Raw genomic sequence first — 24,543 nt, forward strand, 5'->3', positions numbered from 1 at the left:
GGCGCAAGACTGTCAGCAGGCATTCGCCCGTGCGCTGCCTGGCTAGGGTGCAGTATGGCCTAGTAATTGCTCTTTGCCCGGCGATGCCACCAACGAGACCGCCCCATCCATGCCCGACCACCGGCCCGCCCCCAAACGTCCCCGCTGGCGCAGCCTGGCGCTGCTGGCCCTGCTGCTGGTGCCGCTGCTGGTGCCGCTGCAGCGGCTCGCCGAGCGCTACTACAGCAGCGAACTGGCGCAACAGAATCGCCAGACCCTCGACCTCTACGTGGCCAACCTGCGCGGCACGCTGAAGCGCTACGAGGTGCTGCCGCAGATCCTTGGCGACCTGCCGGCGCTGCGCGAGGCGCTGGCCACGCCTGACCGGCGCGCCGCCCTGGACAGCGCCAACCGCCTGCTCAAGCGCGTGCGCGAGCAGACCGGCGCCGACGTGATCTACCTGATGGCCGACGACGGCAAGACCCTGGCGGCCTCCAACTGGGACCTCGACGACAGCTTCGTCGGCCGCAACTTCGCCTTTCGCCCCTATTTCCGCGAAGCCATCGGCGGCGGCCAGGGACGCTTCTTCGGCCTCGGCACCACCTCCGGCAAGCGCGGCTACTACTTCGCCGCGCCGGTGCGCGAAGGCAGCCAGGTGCTCGGCGTGCTGGTGGTCAAGGTTGACCTGGACTACACCGAGACGCTCTGGGGCAACACCCCGGAGCAACTGCTGGTGACCGATCACCACGGCGTGGTGATCCTCACCTCGCGGCCGCAATGGCGCTTTCGCGCGACCCGCCCGCTGACCGCCGCCGAACGTGCGGAAATCGCTGCCAACCAACCCTACCCGACCCTCGAACCGCAGGGCCTGCAGCTGGACGAGCCGGCCTGGCTGGTGCAGCAGCAGGCGCTCGACGAAATCGGCTGGACGGTGAGCATCTTCGCCCCCACCGCGCTGATCGAGCGCCAGGTGCGCACCGCAGTGGCCATCGGCAGCGCCGCGTTGCTGGTGCTGCTGTTGCTGCTCGGCCTGCTGATGCAGCGCCGCCGCCACTACCTGGAACGCATCGCCCTCGACGCCAGCGCCCGGCGCCAGCTGGAAACCCGCGTGCTGGAACGCACCCGCGACCTGGAAGAGCTGAACAGCCGGCTCAAGCGCGAGGTGCTGGAGCGCGAGCAGGCCCAGCAGGAGCTGGTGCGCGCCCAGGACGAACTGGTCCAGGCCAGCAAGCTGTCGGCCTTGGGCACCATGAGCGCGAGCATCAGCCATGAACTCAACCAGCCGCTTGGCGCAATCCGCAGCTATGCCGAAAACGCCGGCGTGCTGCTCGACCACGGCCGCCTCGACGACGCCCGCGGCAATCTCAAGCTGATCGGCGAACTCACCGCGCGCATGGCCTCGATCATTGCCCACCTGCGCGCCTTCGCCCGCCGCGATCGTCATGCGCCGGAGAGCGTCGCCCTGCAACCGGCGCTGGACGACGCGCTGGCGCTGCTGGCCAAGCGCCGGCGGGCCCTGGATGTGGAACTGATTCGCGACCTGCCGGACGCCACCCTGTGGGTGCAGGCCGGCGAAACCCGGCTGCGCCAGGTGCTCGGCAACCTGCTGGCCAATGCCCTCGACGCACTGGCCGAGAAGGCGCCGCCCCGGCGCCTGTGGCTGAGCATCGAGCCCGGCGCGCCGGACTGGGTCGAACTGCACCTGCGCGACAACGGGCCGGGATTCAGCGCCGATGCCCTGGCCCGCGCACGCGAACCGTTCTTCACCACCAAGACCAGCGCCCAGGGCCTGGGCCTGGGCCTGGCGATTTGCGATACCCTGATGCGCGCCCTCGACGGCGAGCTGCTGCTGGCCAACCATGCCGAAGGCGGCGCCCTGATCACCCTGCGCCTGCGCACCGCCGCGTCCGGCGTCAATCTCCAACCTCCCGAGGATGCCTGCCCATGAGCGACTTCGACAGCCGCACCCAGGTCCTGCTGATCGACGACGATGCGCACCTGCGCCAGGCCCTGAGCCAGACCCTCGACCTGGCCGGCCTCAAGGTCGCCAGCCTGGGCGATGCCCAGGGCATCGCCGCGCGCGTGCCGCGCGACTGGGCCGGGGTGGTGATCAGCGACATCCGCATGCCGGGGGTCGACGGCCTGCAGTTGCTGGCCCAGTTGCACGAACGGGACCCGCAACTACCGGTGCTGCTGATCACCGGCCACGGCGACGTGCCGCTGGCGGTGCAGGCGATGCGTGCCGGGGCCTACGACTTCCTGGAAAAGCCCTTCGCCAGCGAGGACCTGCTGGACAGCGTGCATCGCGCCCTGGAGCTGCGGCGCCTGGTGCTGGACAACCGCAGCCTGCGCCTGGCCCTGGCCGATCGCCGCGAGCTGTCCTCGCGCCTGGTCGGCCAGTCGGCAGCGATGCAGCGCTTGCGCGAGCAGATCGGCGCGCTGGCGGCGACCAACGCCGACGTGCTGATCCTGGGCGAAACCGGGGCCGGCAAGGAGGTGGTGGCGCGCGCCCTGCACGAGCTGTCGGCGCGCCGCGACGGCCCCTTCGTCGCCATCAACGCCGGCGCCCTGGCCGAGTCGGTGGTGGAAAGCGAGCTGTTCGGCCACGAGCCCGGGGCCTTCACCGGCGCGCAGAAGCGCCGCATCGGCAAGTTCGAATTCGCCAACGGCGGCACCCTGTTCCTCGACGAGATCGAGAGCATGAGCCTGGAGGTGCAGGTCAAGCTGCTACGCCTGCTACAGGAGCGGGTGGTCGAACGCCTCGGCGGCAACCAGCTGATCCCGCTGGATATCCGCATCGTCGCCGCGACCAAGGAAGACCTGCGCCAGGCCGCCGACCAGAACCGCTTTCGCGCCGACCTCTACTACCGGCTCAACGTCGCGCCGCTGCGCATCCCGCCGCTGCGCGAGCGCGGCGAAGACATCCTGCTGCTGTTCCAGCACTTCGCTGCGGCGGCCAGTGATCGCCACGGCCTGCCGCCCCGGGAGCTGCAGGCCGGCCAGCGCGCGCTGCTGCTGACCCACCCCTGGCCGGGCAACGTGCGCGAGCTGCAGAACGCCGCCGAGCGCTTCGCCCTCGGCCTGGAGCTGGGCCTGGAACAGACCGCCAGCGACCTCGCGCCGCGCCTGGCCGAAGCCGGCGGCAGCCTCGGCGAACAGGTGGAAGCCTTCGAACGGGCGCTGATCGCCGCCGAGCTGAGCCGCCCCCACGGCTCCCTGCGCAGCCTCGCCGAGGCTCTGGGCATTCCGCGCAAGACCCTGCACGACAAACTGCGCAAGCACGGATTGAGCTTCGCTGGCGGAACCTCGCCAGAAGATTTCGATTGAGCTGGCGGATTTCCGCCAACTCCCTCACAAATGCGCCTCTCCCCGCCCCGCACAACCGCAGCGCAAGCCCGCGCCTGAGCGCTTCCCAGCGCCCGAGCCAGGTGCTGGCACGGCGGTTGCTCTCTCGCTTGCAGCGTGCCGACGAACGCAAGCCCAGGTGCCGTCCTGCCCGACAGCCCGGCGCCCGCCGCTGGGTCGCCTAGACTTGCCGTTGCTCCGCCCGCCAACACTCACTGTTGCGAACTCCAAGAACAAGAGGAAAGCCGCATGTTCAAGCACACCGCCAAGGCCCTCGCCTGCGCACTGTCCCTCGCCGTCGCCGGGCTGGCCCAGGCCGCCGAGCCGATTGTGATCAAGTTCTCCCACGTGGTCGCCGACAGCACCCCGAAAGGCCAGGGCGCGCTGATGTTCAAGAAGCTCGCCGAAGAGCGCCTGCCCGGCAAGGTGAAGGTCGAGGTCTACCCGAACTCCTCGCTGTTCGGCGACGGCAAGGAAATGGAAGCCCTGCTGCTCGGCGATGTGCAACTGATCGCGCCGTCCCTGGCCAAGTTCGAGCACTACACCAAGAAGCTGCAGATTTTCGACCTGCCGTTCCTGTTCAACGACATCCAGGCGGTCGACCGCTTCCAGAACAGCCCTGAAGGCCAGGCGCTGCTCAAGTCAATGGAAGACAAGAACATCACCGGCCTCGGCTACTGGCACAACGGCATGAAGCAGCTGTCGGCCAACAAGCCGCTGCGCGAGCCGAAGGATGCCCGCGGCCTGAAGTTCCGCGTGCAGGCTTCCCGCGTGCTGGAAGAGCAGTTCAAGGCGGTGCGCGCCAACCCGCGCAAGATGAGCTTCGCCGAGGTCTACCAGGGCCTGCAGACCGGCGTGGTCAACGGCGCCGAGAACCCCTGGTCGAACATCTACTCGCAGAAGTTCTTCGAGGTGCAGAAGTACATCACCGAGTCCAACCACGGCGTGCTCGACTACATGCTGATCACCAATACCAAGTTCTGGGAAGGCCTGCCGGCTGACGTGCGCAGCGAGCTGGAGAAGATCGTTGCCGAGGTGACCACCGAAGTGAACAAGCAGGCCGAAGCCCTCAACCAGGGCGACAAGCAGCGCATCGCCGAGTCCGGCAAGAGCGAAATCCTGCAGCTCACCGCCGAGCAGCGCAACGCCTGGCGCGACGCGATGAAGCCGGTGTGGAAGGAATTCGAAGGCGAGATCGGTGCCGACCTGATCAAGGCCGCCGAGGCCGCCAACCAGTAAGGCGGATGCCATCGCACGGCAACGGGCGGCGTGCAGCGCCGTTGCCGGTCGCTTGCGCGGGGTGTGCCGTTCGGCACGCCCTCTCCCGCTTCCGTCACTGGAGATGTAACCAATGAATGCCTTGCAGCGCGTCTGGGCGCATTTCGAGGAGGTGGCCATCAGCTTCCTGCTCGCGACCATGACCCTCGTGACCTTTACCTACGTAGTGCTGAACAACCTCTACTCGGTGTTCTACTACTTCGCCGATCTGGGCTTCGCCGAGGACTTCTTCCTCCGCATCGGTGATGTCGTCATCGGCTGGGCCCAGGCCATGACCTGGAGCAGCGCGCTGACCAAGGCGCTGTTCGGCTGGCTGATCTTCCTCGGCATCGGCTATGGCGTGCGCACTGCCGGGCACATCGGCGTGGACGTGCTGGTCAAGCTGGCACCGCGCGCGCTGCAACGCTGGCTCGGCCTGCTCGCCTGCCTGTGCTGCCTGGGCTACGCGGGGCTGATGAGCGTCGCCAGTTTCGACTGGGTACGCACCCTGCTCGACGCCGGCATCGGCGCCGAGGACCTTGACAAATTCGGCATCCAGCAGGGGCACATCGCCCTGGTGGTGCCCGTTGGCTTCCTCCTGGTGTTCCTGCGCTTCCTGGAAATCTTCATTCGCATCCTGCGCGACCAACAGACCGGCCTGGGCCTGGCCGACGAGGCCGCCGAGGTGATGAAGCTGACCGAGCACGAGGAGCACAAGCCGTGACCATCCTGTTTCTGTTCTTCCTGTTGTTCCTGCTGATGTTCATCGGCGTGCCGGTGGCCATTTCCCTCGGCCTGTCCGGCGCCATGACCATCCTGTTCTTCAGCCCGGACTCGGTGCGCTCGCTGGCGATCAAGCTGTTCGAGACCTCCGAGCACTACACCCTGCTGGCGATTCCGTTCTTCCTGCTGGCCGGTGCGTTCATGACCACCGGCGGCGTGGCGCGCCGGCTGATCGACTTCGCCAATGCCTGCGTCGGCCACATCCGTGGCGGCCTGGCGATCGGCGCGGTGATGGCCTGCATGCTGTTCGCTGCGCTGTCCGGCTCCAGCCCGGCGACCGTCGCGGCGGTCGGCTCCATCGCCATCGCCGGCATGGTGCGCTCCGGCTATCCGCAGGCGTTCGGCGCCGGCATCGTCTGCAACGCCGGCACCCTGGGCATCCTGATTCCGCCGTCGATCGTCATGGTGGTGTATGCCGCCGCCACCGAAACCTCGGTGGGCAAGCTGTTCATGGCCGGCGTGGTGCCGGGCCTGTTGCTCGGCCTGCTGCTGATGGTGGCGATCTACGTGGTGGCGCGGAAGAAGAACCTGCCAGCCATGCCGCGCGCCACCCTGCGCGAATGGCTGAGCAGCGGGCGCAAGGCGCTGTGGGGCCTGCTGCTGATGGTGATCATCCTCGGCGGCATCTACTCCGGCATGTTCACCCCCACCGAAGCGGCTGCGGTATCGGCGGTCTACGCGGCCTGCATCGCGCTGTTCGTCTACAAGGACATGACGGTCCGCGAGAGCCACAAGGTGCTACTGGAAGCCGGCAAGCTGACCATCATGCTGATGTTCATCATCGCCAACGCCATGCTCTTCGCCCATGTGCTGACCACCGAGCAGATTCCGCAGACCATCGCCGCCTGGGTCACCGGGCTCGGCCTGTCGCCGTGGATGTTCCTGCTGATCGTCAACATCGTGCTGCTGATCGCCGGCAACTTCATGGAGCCCTCGGCGATCATCCTGATCCTCGCGCCGATCCTGTTCCCCATCGCCATGGAGCTGGGCATCGACCCCATCCACCTGGGCGTGATCATGGTGGTGAACATGGAAATCGGCCTGATCACCCCGCCGGTGGGCCTCAACCTGTTCGTCACCTCGGCGGTCACCGGCATGCCGCTGAGCGCCACCATCCGCGCGGCGCTGCCGTGGCTGATGATCCTGCTCGGCTTCCTGATGGTGGTCACCTACGTACCGGCGGTGTCCATGGCCCTGCCGAACTGGCTGGGCATGTAACCCGCCGCAAGCATTCTCCATGCGTCATCTTTGCCCGGCCCTCGCGCCGGGCTTTTTTTGCCCTGCGTTTCGCAGCGCCGTAGGCGTTCAATCCCCAGGGCGCTGCACCGTCAAGTCACCCAGGTGATTCAACTGGGTCGTTCCGCCGACCTGGGAGTAGGAGAACACGGGGAAAGTCCGCCCTTCGAACTCCGGCCCGGCTTTGTTGATCATCGCCTGCATGCGGGGCTGGGCATCCACCCAGTTTTGAGGATTGCCCATGCCTGGGGTCGGATGGAACAGCAAGGCGGCAATGCCCGCCGGCTCGATGCCGACCGTCTGCACTTCATTGTTCTCCAGCGGCGTATCCGGATTGCTGGCCTGATTGCCTTTCAATGTCGTCAATAGCCCATCCAGCTCCCGGTTGGCATCGCCGGGATGCTTCGCCCGCATATCCGCGGTAATGGTGCCGGAGGACGCATCCTTTTCATGGATACCCACGACGTGGGCGCCGACCTTTTCCGGCATTGCCAGCACGGCCATGAAACGGCCGAATGCGCCCACGCTATCGCCCATCTTGTAATAGTTCGGTGTCAGGTCCTTCTGCACCAGGCTCCACTTGCGCAGCCCGCCGTGCCCTCCCTCGGCGTGTATCTGGCGGGCGTCGTCGAGGGACACGCCGCAGTTGGCCAGCTCCTTGTGTGCATGCTTCTCCTGCACCGTTCGAAGCAACAAGCCACCTTGGTTGAAAGCGGCCTGCACATCCGCGGCACTGCTGTTGTCCGCTGCACGCGAGACGGCGGCGGTGGCGGCCGTTGCCGACGCGGCAGAAGTGGCGTGAGTAGAGGTGGCGGCGATGGGTGAGCCCGGCATGGGGTGTCTCCTTGATGAATTTGCCCCTGAGTGGCCGCACTCCGCCGAAGGGTTCCCTGCCCGGTGGCCGATCGCCTCGGCTTGACCTGGATCAGTCCGGCCCTGCGCCGGACGTGGATCAATAGTCACTCGTTCAGATACCGAGCACACATCATGACCTCCTCGCAAAACCGATTGCACCTCGCTCCGCTGGTCGCGCTGGTCGTGGGCTCGATGATCGGCGGCGGCATCTTCTCGCTTCCGCAGAACATGGCGGCCAGCGCCAGTGCCGGGGCGATCCTTCTCGGCTGGGCGATCACTGCCATCGGCATGCTGACCCTGGCCTTCGTGTTCCAGAGCCTGGCCAATCGCAAGCCCGAACTGGACGCCGGGGTCTACGCCTACGCCAAGGCCGGGTTCGGCGACTACATGGGCTTTTCCTCGGCCTGGGGCTACTGGATCAGCGCCTGGATCGGCAACGTCAGCTACTTCGTGCTGCTGTTCAGCACCCTCGGCTACTTCTTCCCGATGTTCGGCGAGGGCAACACCTTGCCGGCCATCGTCGGTGCCTCGCTGCTGCTGTGGGGCGTGCATTTCCTGGTGCTGCGCGGCATTCGCGAGGCGGCATTCATCAACCAGCTGACCACCGTAGCGAAGGTGGTGCCACTGCTGGTCTTCATTGCCCTCTGTGCGGTGGCCTTCGAACTCGACGTGTTCACCGCCGATTTCTGGGGCGCCGGCAATGCGGAGCTGGGCAGCGTGATGGATCAGGTGCGCGGCATGATGCTGGTGACCGTCTGGGTGTTCATCGGCATCGAAGGCGCCAGCATCTACTCGGCTCGCGCCGAGCGCCGAAGCGATGTGGGCAAGGCGACCCTGCTCGGGTTTCTTGGCGTGCTGCTGTTGCTGGTGATGGTCAATGTGTTGTCGATGGGCATCATGAGCCAGGCGCAGTTGGCCGGCTTGCAGAACCCTTCGATGGCCGGCGTGCTGGAGCACGTGGTCGGGCCCTGGGGCGCCGTGCTGATCAGCATCGGCCTGGTGGTGTCGCTGTGCGGGGCGCTGCTGGCCTGGACGCTGCTCTGCGCCGAGATTCTCCACGCCGCCGCCCGCGACGACAGCATGCCGCGCTTCCTCAAGCAGGAGAACGCCAGGCATGTGCCGGCCAACGCCTTGTGGCTCTCCAACGGGCTGATCCAGCTGTTCCTGGTCATCACCCTGTTCAACCAGGCCACCTACCTCAAGCTGCTCTACCTGGCCACCTCGATGATCCTGTTGCCGTACTTCTGGTCCGCTGCCTACGCCGTGCTGCTGGCGCTGCGCGGGGAAACCTACGAGGGCGAGCCCGGACAACGCAACAAGGACCTGCTGGTCGGCCTGGTGGCGCTGCTCTATGCCGTCTGGCTGGTCTATGCCGGCGGGCTTCAGTACGTATTGCTGTCGGCGCTGCTCTACGCACCGGGCGCACTGTTCTTCGCCAAGGCCAAGCGCGAGCAGGGCCAGCCGGTCTTTACCCCGGTGGAAAAGCTCATCCTCGTCGCCGTGCTGGCCGGTGCGGCCGTCGCCGCCTACGGCCTCTATGCCGGCTTCCTCAGCCTCTAGCCCCAGGAGAGACCCATGACCACCCTGCCCCTCGGCGTACATTCGGAAGTCGGCAAGCTACGCCAGGTACTGGTCTGCTCGCCGGGCCTGGCGCACCTGCGGCTGACGCCGGCGAATTGCGACGAGTTGCTGTTCGACGATGTGCTCTGGGTCAGCCAGGCCAAGCGCGATCACTTTGACTTCGTCAGCAAGATGCGCGAACACGGCGTCGACGTGCTGGAAATGCACAACCTGCTCAGCGAGACCGTGCAGCAACCCGGCGCGCTGGACTGGCTACTGGAACGCAAGATCAGCGTCGACCAAGTGGGTGTCGGCCTGGTGGACGACCTGCGCGGCTGGCTGCGCACGCTGGAACCGCGTCCGCTGGCCGAATACCTGATCGGCGGCGTGGCGGTGGCCGATCTGCTCAAGCACCTGGGCCGCAGCCAGCGCCTGGACATGCTCGGCGACTACCTCGGCCCAGCCGGTTTCATCGTGCCGCCGCTGCCCAATACGCTGTTCACCCGCGACACCAGCTGCTGGATTCACGGTGGCGTCAGCCTCAACCCGATGCACTGGCCGGCGCGCCAACAGGAGACCCTGCTCACCGCCGCCCTCTATCGCTTCCACCCGCGCTTCGCCAATGCCGAATTCGACATCTGGTACGGCGACCCGGACCAGCAACAGGGCGCCGCCAGCCTGGAAGGCGGTGACGTGATGCCCCTGGACAACGGCCTGGTGCTGATCGGCATGGGCGAGCGCAGTACTCGCCAGGCCATCGGCCAGCTCGCCCAGCGCCTGTTCGCCAAGGGCGCGGCCGAGCGCATCATCGTCGCCGCGCTGCCGCGCTCCCGCGCGGCCATGCACCTGGACACGGTTTTCAGCTTCTGCGACCGCGACCTGGTGACCATTTACCCGGAAGTCGTGCGGCAGATCCAGGCCTTCAGCCTGCGTCCCGACCCCGCCCAGCCCGGCGGGCTGGACATCCGCCGCGAGCAGCAGCCGTTCCTCGAGGTGGTGGCCGAAGCCCTCGGGCTGAAGGCCCTGCGCGCGGTGGCCACCGGCGGCGACAGCTTCGAGGCCGAGCGCGAGCAATGGGACGACGGCAACAACGTGTTCGCCCTGGAGCCCGGCGTGGTCATCGGCTACGACCGCAACACCTACACCAACACCCAACTGCGCAAGGCCGGGGTGGAGGTCATCACCATCGATGCCAGCGAACTGGGTCGTGGCCGCGGCGGTGGCCACTGCATGACCTGCCCGCTGGTGCGCGACCCCGTCTGACCGCTCCATGGAGAGGAACCCGAGATGCCCCTGAACCTGCACAACCGCCATCTGCTCAGCCTGCTGCACCACAGCCCGCGCGAGCTGGAATACCTGCTCGACCTGGCCCGCGACCTCAAGCGTGCCCGCTACAGCGGCACCGAACGCCAGCACCTGCTGGGCAAGCAGATCGCGCTGATCTTCGAGAAAAGCTCGACCCGCACCCGCTGCTCCTTCGAGGTCGCCGCCCACCAGCAGGGCGCCCAGGTCACCTACATCGACCCGGCCTCCTCCCAGCTCGGCCACAAGGAAAGCCTGAAGGACACCGCGCGGGTGCTCGGCCGGCTGTACGACGCCATCGAATACCGCGGCTTCGGCCAAACGGCGGTGGAGGAGCTGGCCAGGTACGCCGGGGTGCCGGTGTTCAACGGCCTGACCGACGAATACCACCCGACGCAGATGCTCGCCGACGTGCTGACCATGCGCGAACACAGCGACAAGCCACTGCACCAGATCAGCTACGCCTACCTCGGCGACGCGCGCAACAACATGGGCAATTCGCTGCTGCTGGTCGGCGCCAAGCTGGGCATGGACGTACGCATCGGCGCGCCCAGGGCGCTCTGGCCGCACGCGGAGCTGGTCGAGCAATGCCAGGCCTTCGCCGCTGCCAGCGGGGCGCGCCTGACCTTGACCGAAGACCCGCTGGAGGCGGTGCGCGGCGTGGACTTCATTCACACCGACGTCTGGGTGTCGATGGGCGAGCCGCCGGAAGCCTGGGCCGAGCGCATTCGCCTGCTGCTGCCGTACCAGGTCAACGCCGCCTTGATGGCCGCCAGCGGCAACCCGCGAACCCGCTTCATGCATTGCCTGCCCTCGCTGCACAACAGCGAGTCGCACCTCGGCCAGCACATTGCCGAGCAATACCCCGACCTGGCCGGTGGCGTCGAGGTCACCGAGGAGGTGTTCGAATCGCCCGCCTCCATCGTCTTCGACCAGGCGGAGAACCGCATGCACACCATCAAGGCGGTGCTGGTCTCAACCCTGGGAGACATCTGACATGCGCATCGTCGTCGCCCTGGGCGGCAATGCGCTGTTGCGGCGCGGCGAACCGATGAGCGCCGAGAACCAGCGCGACAACGTGCGCACCGCCTGTCGCCAGCTGGCGCGCATCGCCCCCGGCAACGAGCTGGTGATCGCCCATGGCAATGGCCCGCAGGTCGGTCTGCTGGCCCTGCAAAGCGCGGCCTACGGCGGCGTCGAGCCCTATCCGCTGGATGTGCTCGGCGCACAGACCGAGGGCATGATCGGCTACCTGATCGAACAGGAACTGGGCAACCTGCTACCGCCCGAGGTGCCCTTCGCCACCCTGCTCACTCAGGTCGAGGTGGACCCGGCGGACCCCGCCTTCGACCACCCGAGCAAACCCATCGGCCCGCTCTACGCCCGCGAAGAGGCCGAGCGCCTGGCCGCCGCCAAGGGCTGGCGCATCGCCGCCGACGGTGACGGCTTTCGCCGCGTGGTGGCCAGCCCGCGACCCAGGCGCATCTTCGAGATCCGCCCGGTGCAGTGGCTGCTGGAGCGCGGCACGGTGGTAATCTGCGCGGGCGGCGGCGGCATTCCCACGGCCTATCGCGACGAGCGGCTGACGGGGGTGGAAGCGGTGATCGACAAGGACCTCTGCGCGGCCCTGCTGGCCGAGCAGTTGCAGGCCGACCTGCTGCTGATCGCCACCGACGTCGATGCCGTCTACCTCGACTGGGCCACGCCCCGGCAGCGGGCGATCTCACATGCCCACCCCGATGCCTTGCAGGCGCTGGAGTTCCCTGCCGGGTCGATGGGACCGAAGGTCCGGGCCGTCGTCGACTTCGCCCGCCACACCGGCAAACGGGCCGTCATCGGCACCCTTGGCGACATCGCCGCCATGCTCGACGGTCGAGCCGGCACCCAGGTGAGCGACGCGACGCCCGGCCTGGCCTACCGCTGAAAACCACACCGCCGAGGCGTGTCATGCAGGTTGCCGACAGGCATGGCACGAATCGCGACCCATGGGGTCCGCGCGTCCGAACCTTTTCTCCACGGCATGTCATATGCATGCGGTAAACCACGGGCCTGACAGGAAGTAACAGGCCGTGCCGTCTCGACCGAAGGCGTGACTCAACAGTCACCGGTCTCGTCAGCATAGGCATCCCACCCCTCCGGGGGTTCTTGTGCTGGCGCAGCGCGTGTCGATTGCTTGAGCCGAATTCACACCACCGGCCACTCACTAGCCGCCGCGTTTTTCATTCCGGCCCCGTGAAGAAATTTAAGGAGCTTTGAGTTATGTCTCGCTTACCCGTCATCGTTGGTTTTGGTGGTTATAACTCAGCAGGACGCAGTTCGTTTCACCACGGTTTTCGCCGCACCGTCATCGAATCCCTCGATCCGCAGACCCGCCAGGAAACCCTGGCCGGTCTAGCAGTGATGATGAAGCTGGTCCAGGTGGTCGACGGCCAGTACCGCGACGACGACGGCAAGACCCTGACCCCGGCGGACATCGAGAGCCGCCTTGGCCAGCAGATCCTCGACGCCACCCTGATCCGCCGCATCGAAAAACGCTACCTCGACGTCGACGCCTCCCACTGGCAGAAGAACATGACCGTCGGCGGCGGCCCGATCAGCTTCACCACCCAACGCAAGCAGTTGCCCGAGCCGGTGCCGGCGAGCTGGACTGTGGAAGAACTGGAGGGCGGCGAGGTGCGCGTCACCCTGCACGAAGGCTGCGACTTCAAGGTGGACAGCTACCGCTCGCTGCCGGTCAAGTCCGCCGGCCAGCTGCCCACCGGCTTCGAGCCGGGCGAGCTGTACAACTCCCACTTCCACCCCCGCGGCCTGCAGATGAGCATCGTCGGCGTCACCGACGCGGTGCGCTCGATGGGTATCGAATGGCAGGACGTGCTGAAGAAAGTCGCGCCGGACGAAATCGCGGTGTTCGCCGGCAGCATCATGAGCCAGCTCGACGAGAACGGCTTCGGCGGCATGATGCAGTCGCGCCTGAAGGGCGGCCGGGTCACCGCCAAGCAGTTGCCGCTGGGCCTCAACACCATGCCGGCGGATTTCATCAACGCCTATGTGCTCGGCAGCGTCGGTACCACCGGCAGTGTCGGCGGCGCCTGCGCCACCTTCCTCTACAACCTGCAGAAGGGCGTCGACTGTATTGCCAACGGCCGCGCACGGGTGGCGGTGGTCGGCAACAGCGAAGCGCCGATCACCCTCGAATGCATCGACGGCTACGGCGCCATGGGCGCGCTGGCCACCGAAGACGGCCTGCGCCAGGTGGAGGGCCGCGAAGAGGTGGACTTCCGCCGCGCCAGCCGGCCGTTCGGCGCCAACTGCGGCTTCACCCTCGCCGAGTCGAGCCAGTTCGTGGTGCTGATGGACGACGCCCTCGCCCTGGAACTGGGCGCCGACATCCACGGCGCGGTGCCGGACGTGTTCATCAACGCCGATGGCTTCAAGAAATCGATCTCCGCCCCCGGCCCCGGCAACTATCTGACCTTCGCCAAGGCGGTGGCCAGCGCCGCGCAGCTGGTCGGCCTGGAGGGCGTGCGCAAGCGCAGCTTCATCCACGCCCACGGCTCCAGCACCCCGGCCAACCGGGTCACCGAATCGCAACTGCTGGACCGCGTCGCCGCCGCCTTCGGCATCGACAACTGGCCGGTGACCGCGGTCAAGGCCTTCGTCGGCCACTCCCTGGCGCCGGCCAGCGGCGACCAGATGATCTCCGCCCTGGGCTCGTTCAAGTACGGCATCGTTCCCGGCGTGAAGACCATCGACAAGGTCGCCGACGATGTGCACCAGCAGTACATCCGCATCGTCACCCAGGACCTGAACCTGGGGCAAAACGCCCTGGACCTGTGCTTCCTCAACTCCAAGGGCTTCGGCGGCAACAACGCCAGCGCCTACGTGCTGGCGCCCCACGTGGTCGAGCGCATGCTGCGCAAGCGCTATGGCGAGGCCGCCTTCACGGCCTACTGTCAGCGCCGCGAGCAGACCCGCGACGCAGCCCTGCAATACGAGCAGCGCGCGCTCAAGGGCCAGTTCGACATCATCTACAACTTCGGCAAGGACCTGATCGACGACCAGGCCATCGCCATCGATACCCAGCACATCGACGTACCGGGCTTCCCGCAGCCGGTGACCTTCCACAAGGACGAGCGCTTCAAGGACATGCTGGACTGAAGCGCGAGGCACGGTAGGGTGGATGACGCTTTCTCATCCACCGTCTCGGCACCCTGGTGGATTGATAAAGCGTGATCCACCCCACGCAAGCGCCGGCTGGTAGGGCGGGGTGCAACCCGCCATGGAAATCGAGCGCTAATCCAGTGCCCGTGCCAGCTGCACCAGTTCGATGCGCCACTCGGCGGTCGCCGGCAGGGCGATGAACGATGGATTCAGGTAAGACTCGCGCGCCGCATAGGTCAGCGGCGCGCCGCGCAGGTCGAGCACCGCGCCGCCGGCGCCTTCCACCACGCCCTGGGCCGCGGCGGTATCCCACTGCGACGTCGGCGCCAGGCGCGGATAGCAATCGGCATGGCCCTCGGCAAGCAGGCAGAACTTCAGCGAACTGCCGACGCTGGCCAGCTCCAGGTCACCGAAACGCTCACGCAGGCCCTCCAGCAGGCGCTCCTGGGCCGGGCTGGAATGGCGCCGGCTGGCCACCAGGGTGAAGGCCTCGTCCGGCACCAGGCGCACGGCGATGGCCTGCGGCTGGCCGCCCGGCTCGACGCGCCAGGCGCCCAGCCCCTCGCCACCGTAGTAGCAACGTCCGTTGGCGGGAATGCCGACCACGCCGAACACCACCCGGCCCTGCTCGATCAGCGCCACGTTGACGGTGAACTCCTCCGAGCCGGCGATGAATTCCTTGGTGCCATCCAGCGGATCGACCAGCCACCAGCGACTCCAACCGGCGCGCTCGGCCAGCGGGATTTCGCAGTCCTCCTCGGACAGCACCGGAATCTCCGGCGCCAGCGCCTGCAGGCCTGCCACCAGAATGTCGTGGGCAGCGAGGTCGGCGGCGGTCACCGGCGAGGCATCGGCCTTGTCGTTGACCGTCACCCCGACACGCCAGTGCTGCAGGGTCGCCGCGCCGGCACGGCGCACCAGGTCGATCACCGTCGGCAGATAGGCGTTCACAGGCTCAGCTCCCCACGCTGGATCAACAGGTCGCGTGCCAGGTAAAGCGCGGCCAGGGCGCGGCCTTCGCTGAACTGGGCATGCTCGATCAGGCTGGAGATCTCCCGCAGGTTGACCTTGTCCACCCGCAGCGGCTCCGGCTCGTCGCCCGGCAGGCTTTCCGGGTACAGGTCGCGGGCCAGTACCACCTGGATTTTCTGGCTCATGTAGCCGGGCGATAGCGACAGCTCGGTCAATCGCTCCAGCCGCCGGGCGCCGAAGCCGGCTTCTTCCTTCAGCTCGCGATTGGCGGCGGCGAGCACGTCCTCGCCCGGCTCGATCAGCCCCTTGGGCAGGGACAGCTGGTAGTCGTCGGTGCCGGCGCAATACTCCTCCACCAGCAGCACGTGCTCGGCATCGGCCAGCGCCACGATCATCACCGCGCCGTAGCCGGTGCCCTTGCCCACCAGTCGCTCGTAGGTGCGCTCGACGCCATTGGCGAAGCGCAACTGCAGCTCCTCGACACGAAACAGGCGGCTGCTGGCGACGATCTCGCGGGCGAGCACGGTGGGTTTCTGGCGCATGGGCACACTCCTGGGGCACGGCTGGCGGGTTATCATACCCCGGCTTCGCCGATTGTCCGCGCCGGGGATTGCACACAGGCGACGCCATGCGTGCCTGGTGCGACGTCCCTCCCATTTACGCAGGAGATCCACCGTCCCGCCATGCCGCCGTTGCCCTGGAACACCATCGATACCGTCCTGCTGGACATGGACGGCACCCTGCTCGACCTGCACTTCGACAACCACTTCTGGCTCGAACACCTGCCGCAGCGCTATGCCGAGCACCACGGCATCAGCCGGGCGATGGCCGACATGGAGTTGCTGCCGCTGTTCGAGGCCCATGCCGGCAAGCTGACCTGGTATTGCCTGGATTTCTGGAGCGCCGAGCTGAAGCTGTCGATCACCGACCTCAAGCGCGAGGTGGCGCACCTGATCGCCCTGCGCCCGGATGCCGACCTTTTCCTCGCGGCCCTGCGCCAGGCCGGCAAGCAGGTGGCGATGATCACCAACGCCCACCGCGGCTCGCTGTCGCTGAAACTGGAAAGGGTTGAACTGGAGCCCTACTTCGACCGTCTGATCAGCTCACACGATTACGGCTTCCCGAAGGAAGACCAGCAGTTCTGGTTCGCCTTGCAGCAGGACCTGGCCTTCGACCCGGCGCGCAGCCTGTTCATCGACGACAGCCTGCCGATCCTGCGCAGTGCCCGCCGTTTCGGTGTCGCCCACCTGTTGGCGGTGGCGGAACCCGACAGCCGGAAAGGCCGAAAGGACACCGAGGAGTTTTCTGCCGTGACGGATTACCGCACACTGGCCGCCCAATTGCATTCCGGCAGCTGATCCCTCCGGATACCGACGAAAGACAACGGCACGCGGCCGTATAAACGCATATCAGGGAAGGGCTATGACCACAGATAGGTCCGCAACTCGGCCACGCGAAGATGGTGAAATGAGCGCGCGAATTCGCGCGCTGGATTGGACGCACAGCAACCTCGGGCCGTTGCCGCGCTGGCCGCGCGCGCTGCGCCACGCACTCGACGAGATGCTGCGCTCGTCTCGGGCGATGCAGCTGTGCTGGGGCGACGAACCGCCACTGCTGTGCAACGACGCCTATGCCGAACTGATCGGTGGCGTGCGCCCGCTACTGCTCGGTGCACCGGCACGGCGCAGCTGGCCGGATGCCTGGCCCTCGCTGGCCTCGATCTACGCCGGGGTCTGCCACGGCCAGGAGCGCCACCTGTACAACCAGCCGCTACGTCTGCGCCGCCGCGGCGCGGCTGAAAACGCCTGGTTCACGATCCACTGCACCCCGCTGACCGGCGACCATGGCGAGATCGCCGGCATGCTGGTCACCCTCGAAGAATCCACCGCCGCGGTGGAAAGCGCCGCCGAGTCGTGCAGCGAGCCCGCTCCGCCGCTACGCAGCCACGCCGCGCGGCGCCTGAGCGAGGAGCGCCTGCAACTGGCCCTGGAAGCCACCGAGCTGGTGGGCATCTGGGACTGGGACCTGGTGGAAGACCGCATCATCGCCGACGAACGCTTCGCCAGCCTCTACGGCGTGGACCCCGAGCGTGCGGCCGAAGGCGCCAGCCTCGCCGAGCTGCTGGTCAACCTGCACCCCTCCGACCGCCAGCGCGTCGAGCAGAGCATTCGCCAGTGCATCGACCAGCGCACCACCTTCGCCGAGGAATACCGCATCCTGCAGAGCGACGGCAGCTTGCGCTGGGTGTTCGCCCGGGGCCGCTGCCACTACGACGAGCAGGGCCGTCCGGTGCGCTTTCCGGGCTCGGCCATCGATATCAGCCAGCAGAAACGCACCGAAGATGCACTGCGCGAGAGCGAGGAACTGCATCGCGCCGCCATCGAGCTGTCGCCCGGCCTGCATTGGACCGCCGACGACAAGGGCCGCCTGACCAACCTGCCGGAGCGCTGGCTGTCGCTCGCCGGCCTGAGCCAGGAACAGGCGCTCGGCCAGGGCTGGCTGGACTGGGCCCACGAAGACGACCGTGGCCTGCTGCTCAGCGCCTGGCGCGACTCCATCTCCAGTGGCAAGCCGTTCGATGTCGAATGCCGCCTGCGCGTGGCCGATGGCCACCACCACTGGATGCGCCTGCGCGCCCTGCCACTGCACGACGGCGCCGGCCGGGTGATCCGCTGGCACGGCATGACCGAAGACATCCACGACCGCCGCGTGGCCGAACAGGCCCAGCGCGAACTCAACGAGACCCTGGAAAGCCGCGTGCAGGAACGCACCCGCGCCCTGGCCGAAGTCTACGAGCGCCTGCTCAGCGAGATGGCCAAGCGCGAGCAGGCCCAGGGCGCGCTGCGCCAGGCGCAGAAGATGGAAGCGGTGGGCCAGCTCACCGGCGGCATCGCCCACGACTTCAACAACATGCTCACCAGCATCATCGGCGGGCTGGACCTGATCCAGCGCTACATCGAGGCCGGGCGCGCCAAGGAAACCCGCCGCTTCATCGACGCCGCGCTGACCTCGGCCAACCGCGCCGCGGCACTGACCCACCGGCTGCTGGCGTTCTCCCGCCTGCAACCGCTCAAGCCCAAGCGCGTCGAGGTGAACCATCTGATTTCCTCGATGGAAGACCTGCTCAAGCGCACCCTCGGCGAGCAGATCCGCATCGAGGCGGCGCTGGCCGCCGACCTGTGGCCGGTGCACAGCGACGAGAACCAGCTGGAAAGCGCCCTGCTCAACCTGGTGATCAACGCCCGCGACGCCATGCCCTCCGGCGGCACCCTGCGCATCGAGACCGCCAACGTGCACCTCGGCGAGAACGCCATCGAGGGGGAACTGCCGGCCGGCGACTACGTGGCCCTCAGCGTCAGCGACACCGGTATCGGCATGAACGAGGAAGTGCTCGCCCGCGCCTTCGAGCCATTCTTCACCACCAAGCCCATCGGCCAGGGCACCGGTCTCGGCCTGTCGATGATCTATGGCTTCGCCAAGCAGTCCGGCGGCCACATCCAGCTCAGCAGCGAGCCCAAGCACGGCAGCACGGCGCGGCTCTACCTGCCGCGGCACAGCGAGCAGGTGCCGGCCCCCCACGTGTTGGCCGGGGTCGGCCCGGCGATGCAGGCGCATGCCGGGGAAACCGTGCTGCTGGTGGAAGACGAACCGGGCGTGCGCATGCTGGTCTACGACCTGCTCGACGAACTGGGCTACGCGGTGCTGGAAGCCGCCGATGGCGAACAGGCGATTCCGTTCCTCGAGTCCGGCTGGCGCATCGACCTGCTGATCACCGATATCGGCCTGCCCGGCATCAACGGCCGCCAGCTCGCCGACCTGGCCCGCCGCCACCGGCGCGATCTCAAGGTGCTCCTGATCAGCGGCTACGCCGAGCAGGCCGCCGCGCGCAGCGACTTCCTCGAAGACGGCATGGAGCTGCTGAGCAAGCCGTTCACCATCGACGCACTGGCCGCGCGCATCCGCGGCATGATCGGCGAGCCCAGCGAGAAGGACGAGCCCGACGCCAGCCCCTGACGCCCCCATGGCTGGCCAAGCGGCGCGCGATGGGGGATGCTGCCGCATCGACACGGGGTGCGGTCATGGACATCAAACAGCTCAGGTTTCTCGTCGCGCTCGACGAAACCCGCCACTTCGGCCAGGCCGCCGCGCGCTGCCATGTGACCCAGCCGACGCTGTCGATGCGCCTGCGCAACCTGGAGGACGAGCTGGGCCTGGAACTGGTGCGGCGCGGCCAGCGTTTCGAGGGCTTCAGCGAGCCAGGCGAGCGTGTGCTGGCCTGGGCTCGCACGGTGCTGGCGGCCTACGACGGCCTGCATGCCGAGGCCGCCGCCTGCCGCGGACAACTGGTCGGCACCTTGCGCCTGGGGGTGGTGCCGCTGTCCAGCTTCGATCCGCTGCCGCTGCTGCAGCGCCTGCATGCCCAGCACCCGCAATTGCGCTTCCAGATGAGTGCGCTGAGTTCGGAGCAGATCCTCGAACAACTGGCGAGCAACCGCCTGGATCTTGGCGTGTCCTTTCTCGACCGCCTGGATGGCGAGCATTTCGACTCGCTGCCGCTGGTGGAAACCCGCATGGGCCTGCTCTACGACCAGCGCCACTTCCGCTTCGAAGAGGCCTCGTTGAGCTGGGAGGCGCTGGCCGAGCTGCCGCTTGGCCTACTCTCCAGCGGCATGCATTTTCGCCAATCGATCGACCATGGCTTTCGCTCGCGCGGCCTCAGACCCACCCCGCTGCTGGAAACCGATGCCGTGCATCAACTGCTGCAGGCCGTGCACGGCGGCCTGTGCTGCGCCATCATGCCGCTTTCCGGCGGGCTGGACGGGCTTACCGAACATCTGCGCCTGCAACCCATCGAGAATGCCCACACCCTGGCGCCGCTCGGCCTGATCATGCGCCGTCATGCGCCGCGCTCGCCGCTGGCCGAGGCCTGCTTCGCCCAGATGGGCGAACTGGCAGACCGGCACGGCTGAGCCGGGCGGGCCAGCGCCGGGGCTGGTCATTCGCGCCTGCCGAAGCCCTTCATCACCTCGGCCATGTCGCCGTACTCGTCCTCCGGTATCTGCCGGATCACCTCCAGCGCCTCCTGGTCCGCATGGTTCTGCTGAGCGTGCCGCTGCAGGTCTTGCTTGATCGCCGGGAAATCGATGCCTTCGAGGTACTGCGCTGCGTTCGCTGGGGACTTGCCACCAAGACCACGGGGCATGTCAAACCTCCGGTTGGATGCCATGGATTGCCTATGCGGAGCATCTGGGCCGGGCGAGGACGTTCGAGCGCAGCGGAGGGCGCCGGCCCGGCCTGGACGGCACGGGCCGACGAGGGGCGTCGGCAAGCGCCCCGGGGACATCGACAACGGGTTATTCCGCCTCGCCGATCGGTTCGTCGGCGGTACCGAAGAACGCCCGCCCGGCGGCGAAGTAGATGTTCAGCGGTTTCTCGTTGCGCAGCACGTCGAGAAAGCTCGGCAACATCGTCGAGGGCAGGTGCATGCGAATGATACCGCCCTCCACATAGTCATCCTCGAAGAACTGCCCCGGATCGTTGAAACGAACCCACGCCACCACGGCGCCGTTGTTGCCGCGCAACTGGATCTGCGCACGATTGGTCTGGTAACCGGAGGGACTGCCATACATCAGCAGGCTGTATTGCTCGACTGCGGCCATGTTCAAACTCCTTTTTCCGAACGGTTAATGTCACTCCTCACATGCCGGCCTTTCACTTCACTGGCCTAAAGAACCCTAGCAGCCGAATACCGGCGGGTTAGATGCATTGCGCATAGCTCATAACCCAGCTTAGGGATCGCCCGGGCGATACTGATCGAGCACATCTATCAAGGCATCGGCAGCAGCGATTAGACGCTCGCGCCCGATCGGCCTAGGCTGGCCCAATTCCCCTTCGCCGGGTCCGTCGCCATGACTTCGCCGCGCCGCCGCCACGTCCCGCTCGCCAGCCTCGCCCAGCCGTCGCCGGCCAGTCGCGGCTATCGCTTTCGCAGCCTGGAGCGCGATACCGCCGCGCCGGTCGAGCTGGCCGAGGAATGCGCCCTGGCCATCGCCTACAACGGCATCAGCCAGGCGGTCATGTTGGTTTCCCCCGCCGACCTGGAAGACTTCGTCGTTGGCTTCAGCCTGGGCAACGGCATCGTCGAGTCCATCGACGAAATCTATGACCTTGCCATCAACGGCACCGGCGCCGCCCGCCAGGCCCAGCTACGAATCGCCGGCCGCGCCTTCTGGAACCTCAAGCGCCAGCGCCGCAGCCAGGCCGGCAGCAGCGGCTGCGGGCTATGCGGTGTGGAGGCCCTTGACCAGGCCCTGCCGCAACTGCCACGGCTGCCCGCCAGCGCACTGCCGCCGGCGGCCTGGCTGACCGATCTGCGCCAGCGCCTGCGCGCCTTCCAGCCCCTCGGCCAGCATTGCGGCGCGGTACATGCCGCGCTGTTCATGGACGCCCAGGGCGAGCTACGCCTGGGCCGCGAAGACATCGGCCGGCACAACGCGCTGGACAAGCTGATCGGCGCCCTCGCCCGGCAACGCCTGGACACCGCCGGCGGCCTGGCCATCGTCACCAGCCGCTGCAGCCTCGAGCTGATCCACAAGGTGCTGCGCGCCGGCATCCACACCCTGGTCAGCCTGTCGGCGCCCACCGGCCTCGCCGTGCAGTGGGCGCAGCGCCACAACCTCAACCTGATCCACCTGCCCCACCACAGCGCGCCACGGGTCTACAGCCCAGCGCCCGAGGCCTGAGATGAGCACACCCGCCCGCTACAAACCCTACAACGGCCCGGCCGGCGGCTGGGGCGCCCTGCGCAGCGTGACCCGCCACTGGCTGGGCAGCGACAACGCGCTGAAGAACATTCGCACCCTGCTCAAGACCAACCAGCATGGCGGCTTCGACTGCCCCGGCTGCGCCTGGGGCGAATCGCCGGACAGCCAGATGGTCAGGTTCTGCGAGAACGGCGCCAAGGCGGTGAACTGGGAAGCCACCAAGCGCGGCATCGGTGCCGAGTTCTTTGCCCGCCACAGCGTCGCCCAGCTGCGTGCGCAGAGCGACTACTGGCTCGAATACCAGGGCCGGCTGACCGAGCCGCTGCGCTACGACGCCGCCAGCGACCGCTACCTGCCAATCAGCTGGGACGCCGCCTTCGCCCTGATCGCCGACCACCTGCGTGCGCTGGAAAGCCCCGACCAGGCCGAGTTCTACACCTCCGGCCGGGCCAGCAACGAGGCCGCATATCTCTACCAGTTGTTCGTGCGCGCCTATGGCACCAACAACTTCCCGGACTGCTCGAACATGTGCCATGAGGCCAGCGGCGTAGCCCTCGGCCAGAGCATCGGGGTCGGCAAGGGCACCGTGACCTTTGCCGACTTCGAGCACGCCGACGCCATCTTCGTGCTCGGCCAGAACCCCGGCACCAACCATCCGCGCATGCTCGAACCGCTGCGCGAGGCGGTGCGGCGCGGCGCCCAGGTGGTCTGTGTCAATCCGCTGAAGGAGCGCGGCCTGGAGCGTTTCCAGCATCCGCAACATGCACTGGAGATGCTCAGCAACGGCTCCGAGCCGACCAACACCGCCTACTTTCGTCCGCACCTCGGCGGCGACATGGCGCTGCTGCGCGGCATGGCCAAGTTCCTGCTGCACTGGGAGCGGCAAGCACCAGGCAGCGTGTTCGACCAGGCGTTCATCGCCGCGCACACCGACGGTCTGGAGGCGTACCTCGCCGCCGTCGATGCCACGCCCTGGGCGCAGATCGAGCAGCAATCGGGCCTGGCGCGCGGCGAGATCGAACAGGCGGCACGCCTCTACGCCAACGCCGGGCGGGTGATCATGTGCTGGGCCATGGGCATCACCCAGCATCGCCATTCGGTGGCGACCATCCAGGAGATCGCCAACCTCATGCTGCTGCGCGGCAACCTCGGCAAGCCGGGCGCTGGCCTGTGCCCGGTGCGCGGCCACAGCAACGTGCAGGGCGACCGCACCATGGGCATCAACGAACGGCCGCCGAAAGCGCTGCTGGATGCCCTGGAGCAACACTTCGGCTTTCCGGTACCGCGGCACAACGGACACAACACGGTCGAGGCGATCAACGCCATGCTGGAAGGCCGGGTCAAGGTCTTCATCGGCCTCGGCGGCAACTTCGCCCAGGCCACCCCGGACAGCCCGCGCACCCACCAGGCCCTGCAGAGCTGCGCGCTGACCGTGCAGATCAGCACCAAGCTCAATCGCAGCCACCTGACCCACGGCCGCGACGCGCTGATCCTGCCGTGCCTTGGCCGCACCGACATCGACCGCCAGGCCGGCGGCCCGCAGGCGGTGACGGTTGAGGACTCGTTCAGCATGGTGCATGCCTCCCACGGCCAGCTCGAACCGCTGTCCGCGCAGATGCGCTCGGAGCCTGCCATCGTCGCCGGCATGGCCAAGGCGGTACTGGGTAACCGGCCGGTGGACTGGGACGCGCTGATCGCCGACTACGGCCGCATCCGCGAATTGATTGCCGCGACCATTCCCGGCTTCGCCGATTTCAATGCCAGGCTGCGCCAGCCCGGCGGCTTCTACCTGGGCAACAGCGCCGCGCGGCTGGAGTGGAAGACCGCCGCCGGCCGCGCTGGCTTCCGCGCCAACCCGCTGCCGGCCGACCTGCTGCCGGAAACCGTGCGCAACCGGGCCGGCCATCCCGACCTGATCCTGCAGACCCTGCGTTCCCACGACCAGTACAACACCACGCTGTACGGCCTGGACGACCGCTACCGGGGCGTGAAGGGCATGCGCGAGGTGGTCTTCGCCAACGAGGCGGACATCCGCCGCCTGGGCTTCGAACCCGGCCAGAAGGTGGACTTGGTGTCCCTGTGGAGCGACGACATCGAGCGGCGGGTACATGGCTTCACCCTGCTCGCCTACGACATTCCCGCCGGCCAGGCCGCCGCCTACTACCCGGAAACCAACCCACTGGTGCCGCTGGACAGCTACGGCATCGGCAGCCATACGCCGACCTCGAAGTTCATCGCCATTCGCCTGGAGCCGACGCGGGAAAACGCCCGTATTGCGTAAACCGATCCGCGCGGGCCGGCGATTCATTCGCCAGCGTGGTCTCCGGAG

At 67.4% G+C, this 24,543-nt stretch carries 20 protein-coding genes; 15 read left to right on the forward strand and 5 right to left on the reverse strand.

The annotated features are described in order from the left end of the window. The first annotated feature begins 109 nt into the window (after positions 1-109). From ACWKV7_RS04420 to dctM, 5 genes are all read left to right on the forward strand, one after another. The gene (locus ACWKV7_RS04420) at positions 110-1,927 is read left to right on the forward strand and encodes a sensor histidine kinase (protein WP_483856431.1); all 1,818 of its coding nucleotides are present in this window, start codon (positions 110-112) and stop codon (positions 1,925-1,927) included. Further along, complete coding sequence (locus tag ACWKV7_RS04425; RefSeq protein ID WP_483856432.1) at positions 1,924-3,306, forward strand: sigma-54-dependent transcriptional regulator; 1,383 nt, start codon at positions 1,924-1,926, stop codon at positions 3,304-3,306. The genes ACWKV7_RS04420 and ACWKV7_RS04425 overlap by 4 nt, the downstream gene beginning before the upstream one ends. A gap of 267 nt (positions 3,307-3,573) precedes the next feature. After that, entirely contained in the window at positions 3,574-4,563 is a 990-nt protein-coding gene (gene dctP, locus ACWKV7_RS04430) for a C4-dicarboxylate TRAP substrate-binding protein DctP (protein WP_483856433.1), read from the forward strand. Positions 4,564-4,675: 112 nt separating this feature from the next. Beyond that, the gene (locus ACWKV7_RS04435) at positions 4,676-5,305 is read left to right on the forward strand and encodes a TRAP transporter small permease (RefSeq protein ID WP_483856434.1); all 630 of its coding nucleotides are present in this window, start codon (positions 4,676-4,678) and stop codon (positions 5,303-5,305) included. Further along, positions 5,302-6,582 (forward strand): C4-dicarboxylate TRAP transporter large permease protein DctM, encoded by a 1,281-nt coding sequence (gene dctM / locus ACWKV7_RS04440; RefSeq protein ID WP_483856435.1) that lies wholly within the window; start codon positions 5,302-5,304, stop codon positions 6,580-6,582. The genes ACWKV7_RS04435 and dctM overlap by 4 nt, the downstream gene beginning before the upstream one ends. 87 nt (positions 6,583-6,669) lie before the next feature. Here the strand turns inward: dctM and ACWKV7_RS04445 are convergent, their stop codons facing one another. Further along, positions 6,670-7,434: a hypothetical protein gene (locus ACWKV7_RS04445; protein ID WP_483856436.1), complete on the reverse strand. Its 765-nt coding sequence runs from the start codon at positions 7,432-7,434 to the stop codon at positions 6,670-6,672. 153 nt (positions 7,435-7,587) lie between these two features. Here ACWKV7_RS04445 and arcD point away from each other — a divergent pair, with 153 nt between their 5' ends. The 5 genes from arcD to ACWKV7_RS04470 all read left to right on the forward strand — a co-directional run bounded on the left by arcD (position 7,588) and on the right by ACWKV7_RS04470 (position 14,475). After that, entirely contained in the window at positions 7,588-9,015 is a 1,428-nt protein-coding gene (gene arcD, locus ACWKV7_RS04450; protein WP_483856437.1) for an arginine-ornithine antiporter, read from the forward strand. Between the two features lie 15 nt (positions 9,016-9,030). Beyond that, positions 9,031-10,278, forward strand: coding sequence for an arginine deiminase (gene arcA, locus ACWKV7_RS04455; RefSeq protein ID WP_483856438.1), 1,248 nt, complete (start codon positions 9,031-9,033; stop codon positions 10,276-10,278). A gap of 24 nt (positions 10,279-10,302) precedes the next feature. After that, the gene (locus tag ACWKV7_RS04460) at positions 10,303-11,313 is read left to right on the forward strand and encodes an ornithine carbamoyltransferase (protein ID WP_483856439.1); all 1,011 of its coding nucleotides are present in this window, start codon (positions 10,303-10,305) and stop codon (positions 11,311-11,313) included. Position 11,314: 1 nt separating this feature from the next. Further along, positions 11,315-12,241 (forward strand): carbamate kinase, encoded by a 927-nt coding sequence (gene arcC / locus ACWKV7_RS04465; protein ID WP_483856440.1) that lies wholly within the window; start codon positions 11,315-11,317, stop codon positions 12,239-12,241. Positions 12,242-12,576: 335 nt separating this feature from the next. Continuing rightward, entirely contained in the window at positions 12,577-14,475 is a 1,899-nt protein-coding gene (locus tag ACWKV7_RS04470) for a beta-ketoacyl synthase (RefSeq protein ID WP_483856441.1), read from the forward strand. 135 nt (positions 14,476-14,610) lie between these two features. Here the strand turns inward: ACWKV7_RS04470 and cysQ are convergent, their stop codons facing one another. Continuing rightward, entirely contained in the window at positions 14,611-15,429 is an 819-nt protein-coding gene (cysQ, locus tag ACWKV7_RS04475) for a 3'(2'),5'-bisphosphate nucleotidase CysQ (protein ID WP_483856442.1), read from the reverse strand. After that, positions 15,426-15,992: an ADP compounds hydrolase NudE gene (gene nudE, locus ACWKV7_RS04480; RefSeq protein WP_483856443.1), complete on the reverse strand. Its 567-nt coding sequence runs from the start codon at positions 15,990-15,992 to the stop codon at positions 15,426-15,428. Before nudE ends, cysQ begins: the two co-directional genes overlap by 4 nt. Positions 15,993-16,133: 141 nt before the next feature. Between nudE and yrfG the strand changes: the two genes are divergently transcribed. From yrfG to ACWKV7_RS04495, 3 genes are all read left to right on the forward strand, one after another. Further along, the gene (gene yrfG, locus ACWKV7_RS04485; RefSeq protein WP_483856444.1) at positions 16,134-16,808 is read left to right on the forward strand and encodes a GMP/IMP nucleotidase; all 675 of its coding nucleotides are present in this window, start codon (positions 16,134-16,136) and stop codon (positions 16,806-16,808) included. 109 nt (positions 16,809-16,917) lie between these two features. Beyond that, positions 16,918-19,464: a PAS domain-containing protein gene (locus ACWKV7_RS04490; protein ID WP_483856445.1), complete on the forward strand. Its 2,547-nt coding sequence runs from the start codon at positions 16,918-16,920 to the stop codon at positions 19,462-19,464. 65 nt (positions 19,465-19,529) lie between these two features. Next, complete coding sequence (locus ACWKV7_RS04495; protein ID WP_483856446.1) at positions 19,530-20,420, forward strand: LysR family transcriptional regulator; 891 nt, start codon at positions 19,530-19,532, stop codon at positions 20,418-20,420. Between the two features lie 26 nt (positions 20,421-20,446). On the opposite strand, the gene ACWKV7_RS04500 is transcribed toward ACWKV7_RS04495, so the two are convergent. Then, positions 20,447-20,653 carry a DUF2795 domain-containing protein gene (locus ACWKV7_RS04500; protein WP_483856447.1) on the reverse strand — a complete coding sequence of 69 codons (207 nt, stop codon included), beginning with the start codon at positions 20,651-20,653 and terminating at the stop codon, positions 20,447-20,449. A 151-nt stretch (positions 20,654-20,804) separates the two neighbouring features. Beyond that, positions 20,805-21,110, reverse strand: a complete 306-nt coding sequence (locus ACWKV7_RS04505; protein ID WP_483856448.1) for a hypothetical protein — start codon at positions 21,108-21,110, stop codon at positions 20,805-20,807. A 249-nt stretch (positions 21,111-21,359) separates the two neighbouring features. Here ACWKV7_RS04505 and fdhD point away from each other — a divergent pair, with 249 nt between their 5' ends. Further along, the gene (fdhD, locus tag ACWKV7_RS04510; protein ID WP_483856449.1) at positions 21,360-22,193 is read left to right on the forward strand and encodes a formate dehydrogenase accessory sulfurtransferase FdhD; all 834 of its coding nucleotides are present in this window, start codon (positions 21,360-21,362) and stop codon (positions 22,191-22,193) included. A gap of 1 nt (position 22,194) precedes the next feature. Further along, the gene (locus tag ACWKV7_RS04515) at positions 22,195-24,495 is read left to right on the forward strand and encodes an FdhF/YdeP family oxidoreductase (RefSeq protein ID WP_483856450.1); all 2,301 of its coding nucleotides are present in this window, start codon (positions 22,195-22,197) and stop codon (positions 24,493-24,495) included. The last annotated feature ends 48 nt before the right edge of the window (positions 24,496-24,543 follow it).

It is taken from the genome of Zestomonas ipomoeae, from assembly GCF_057128665.1.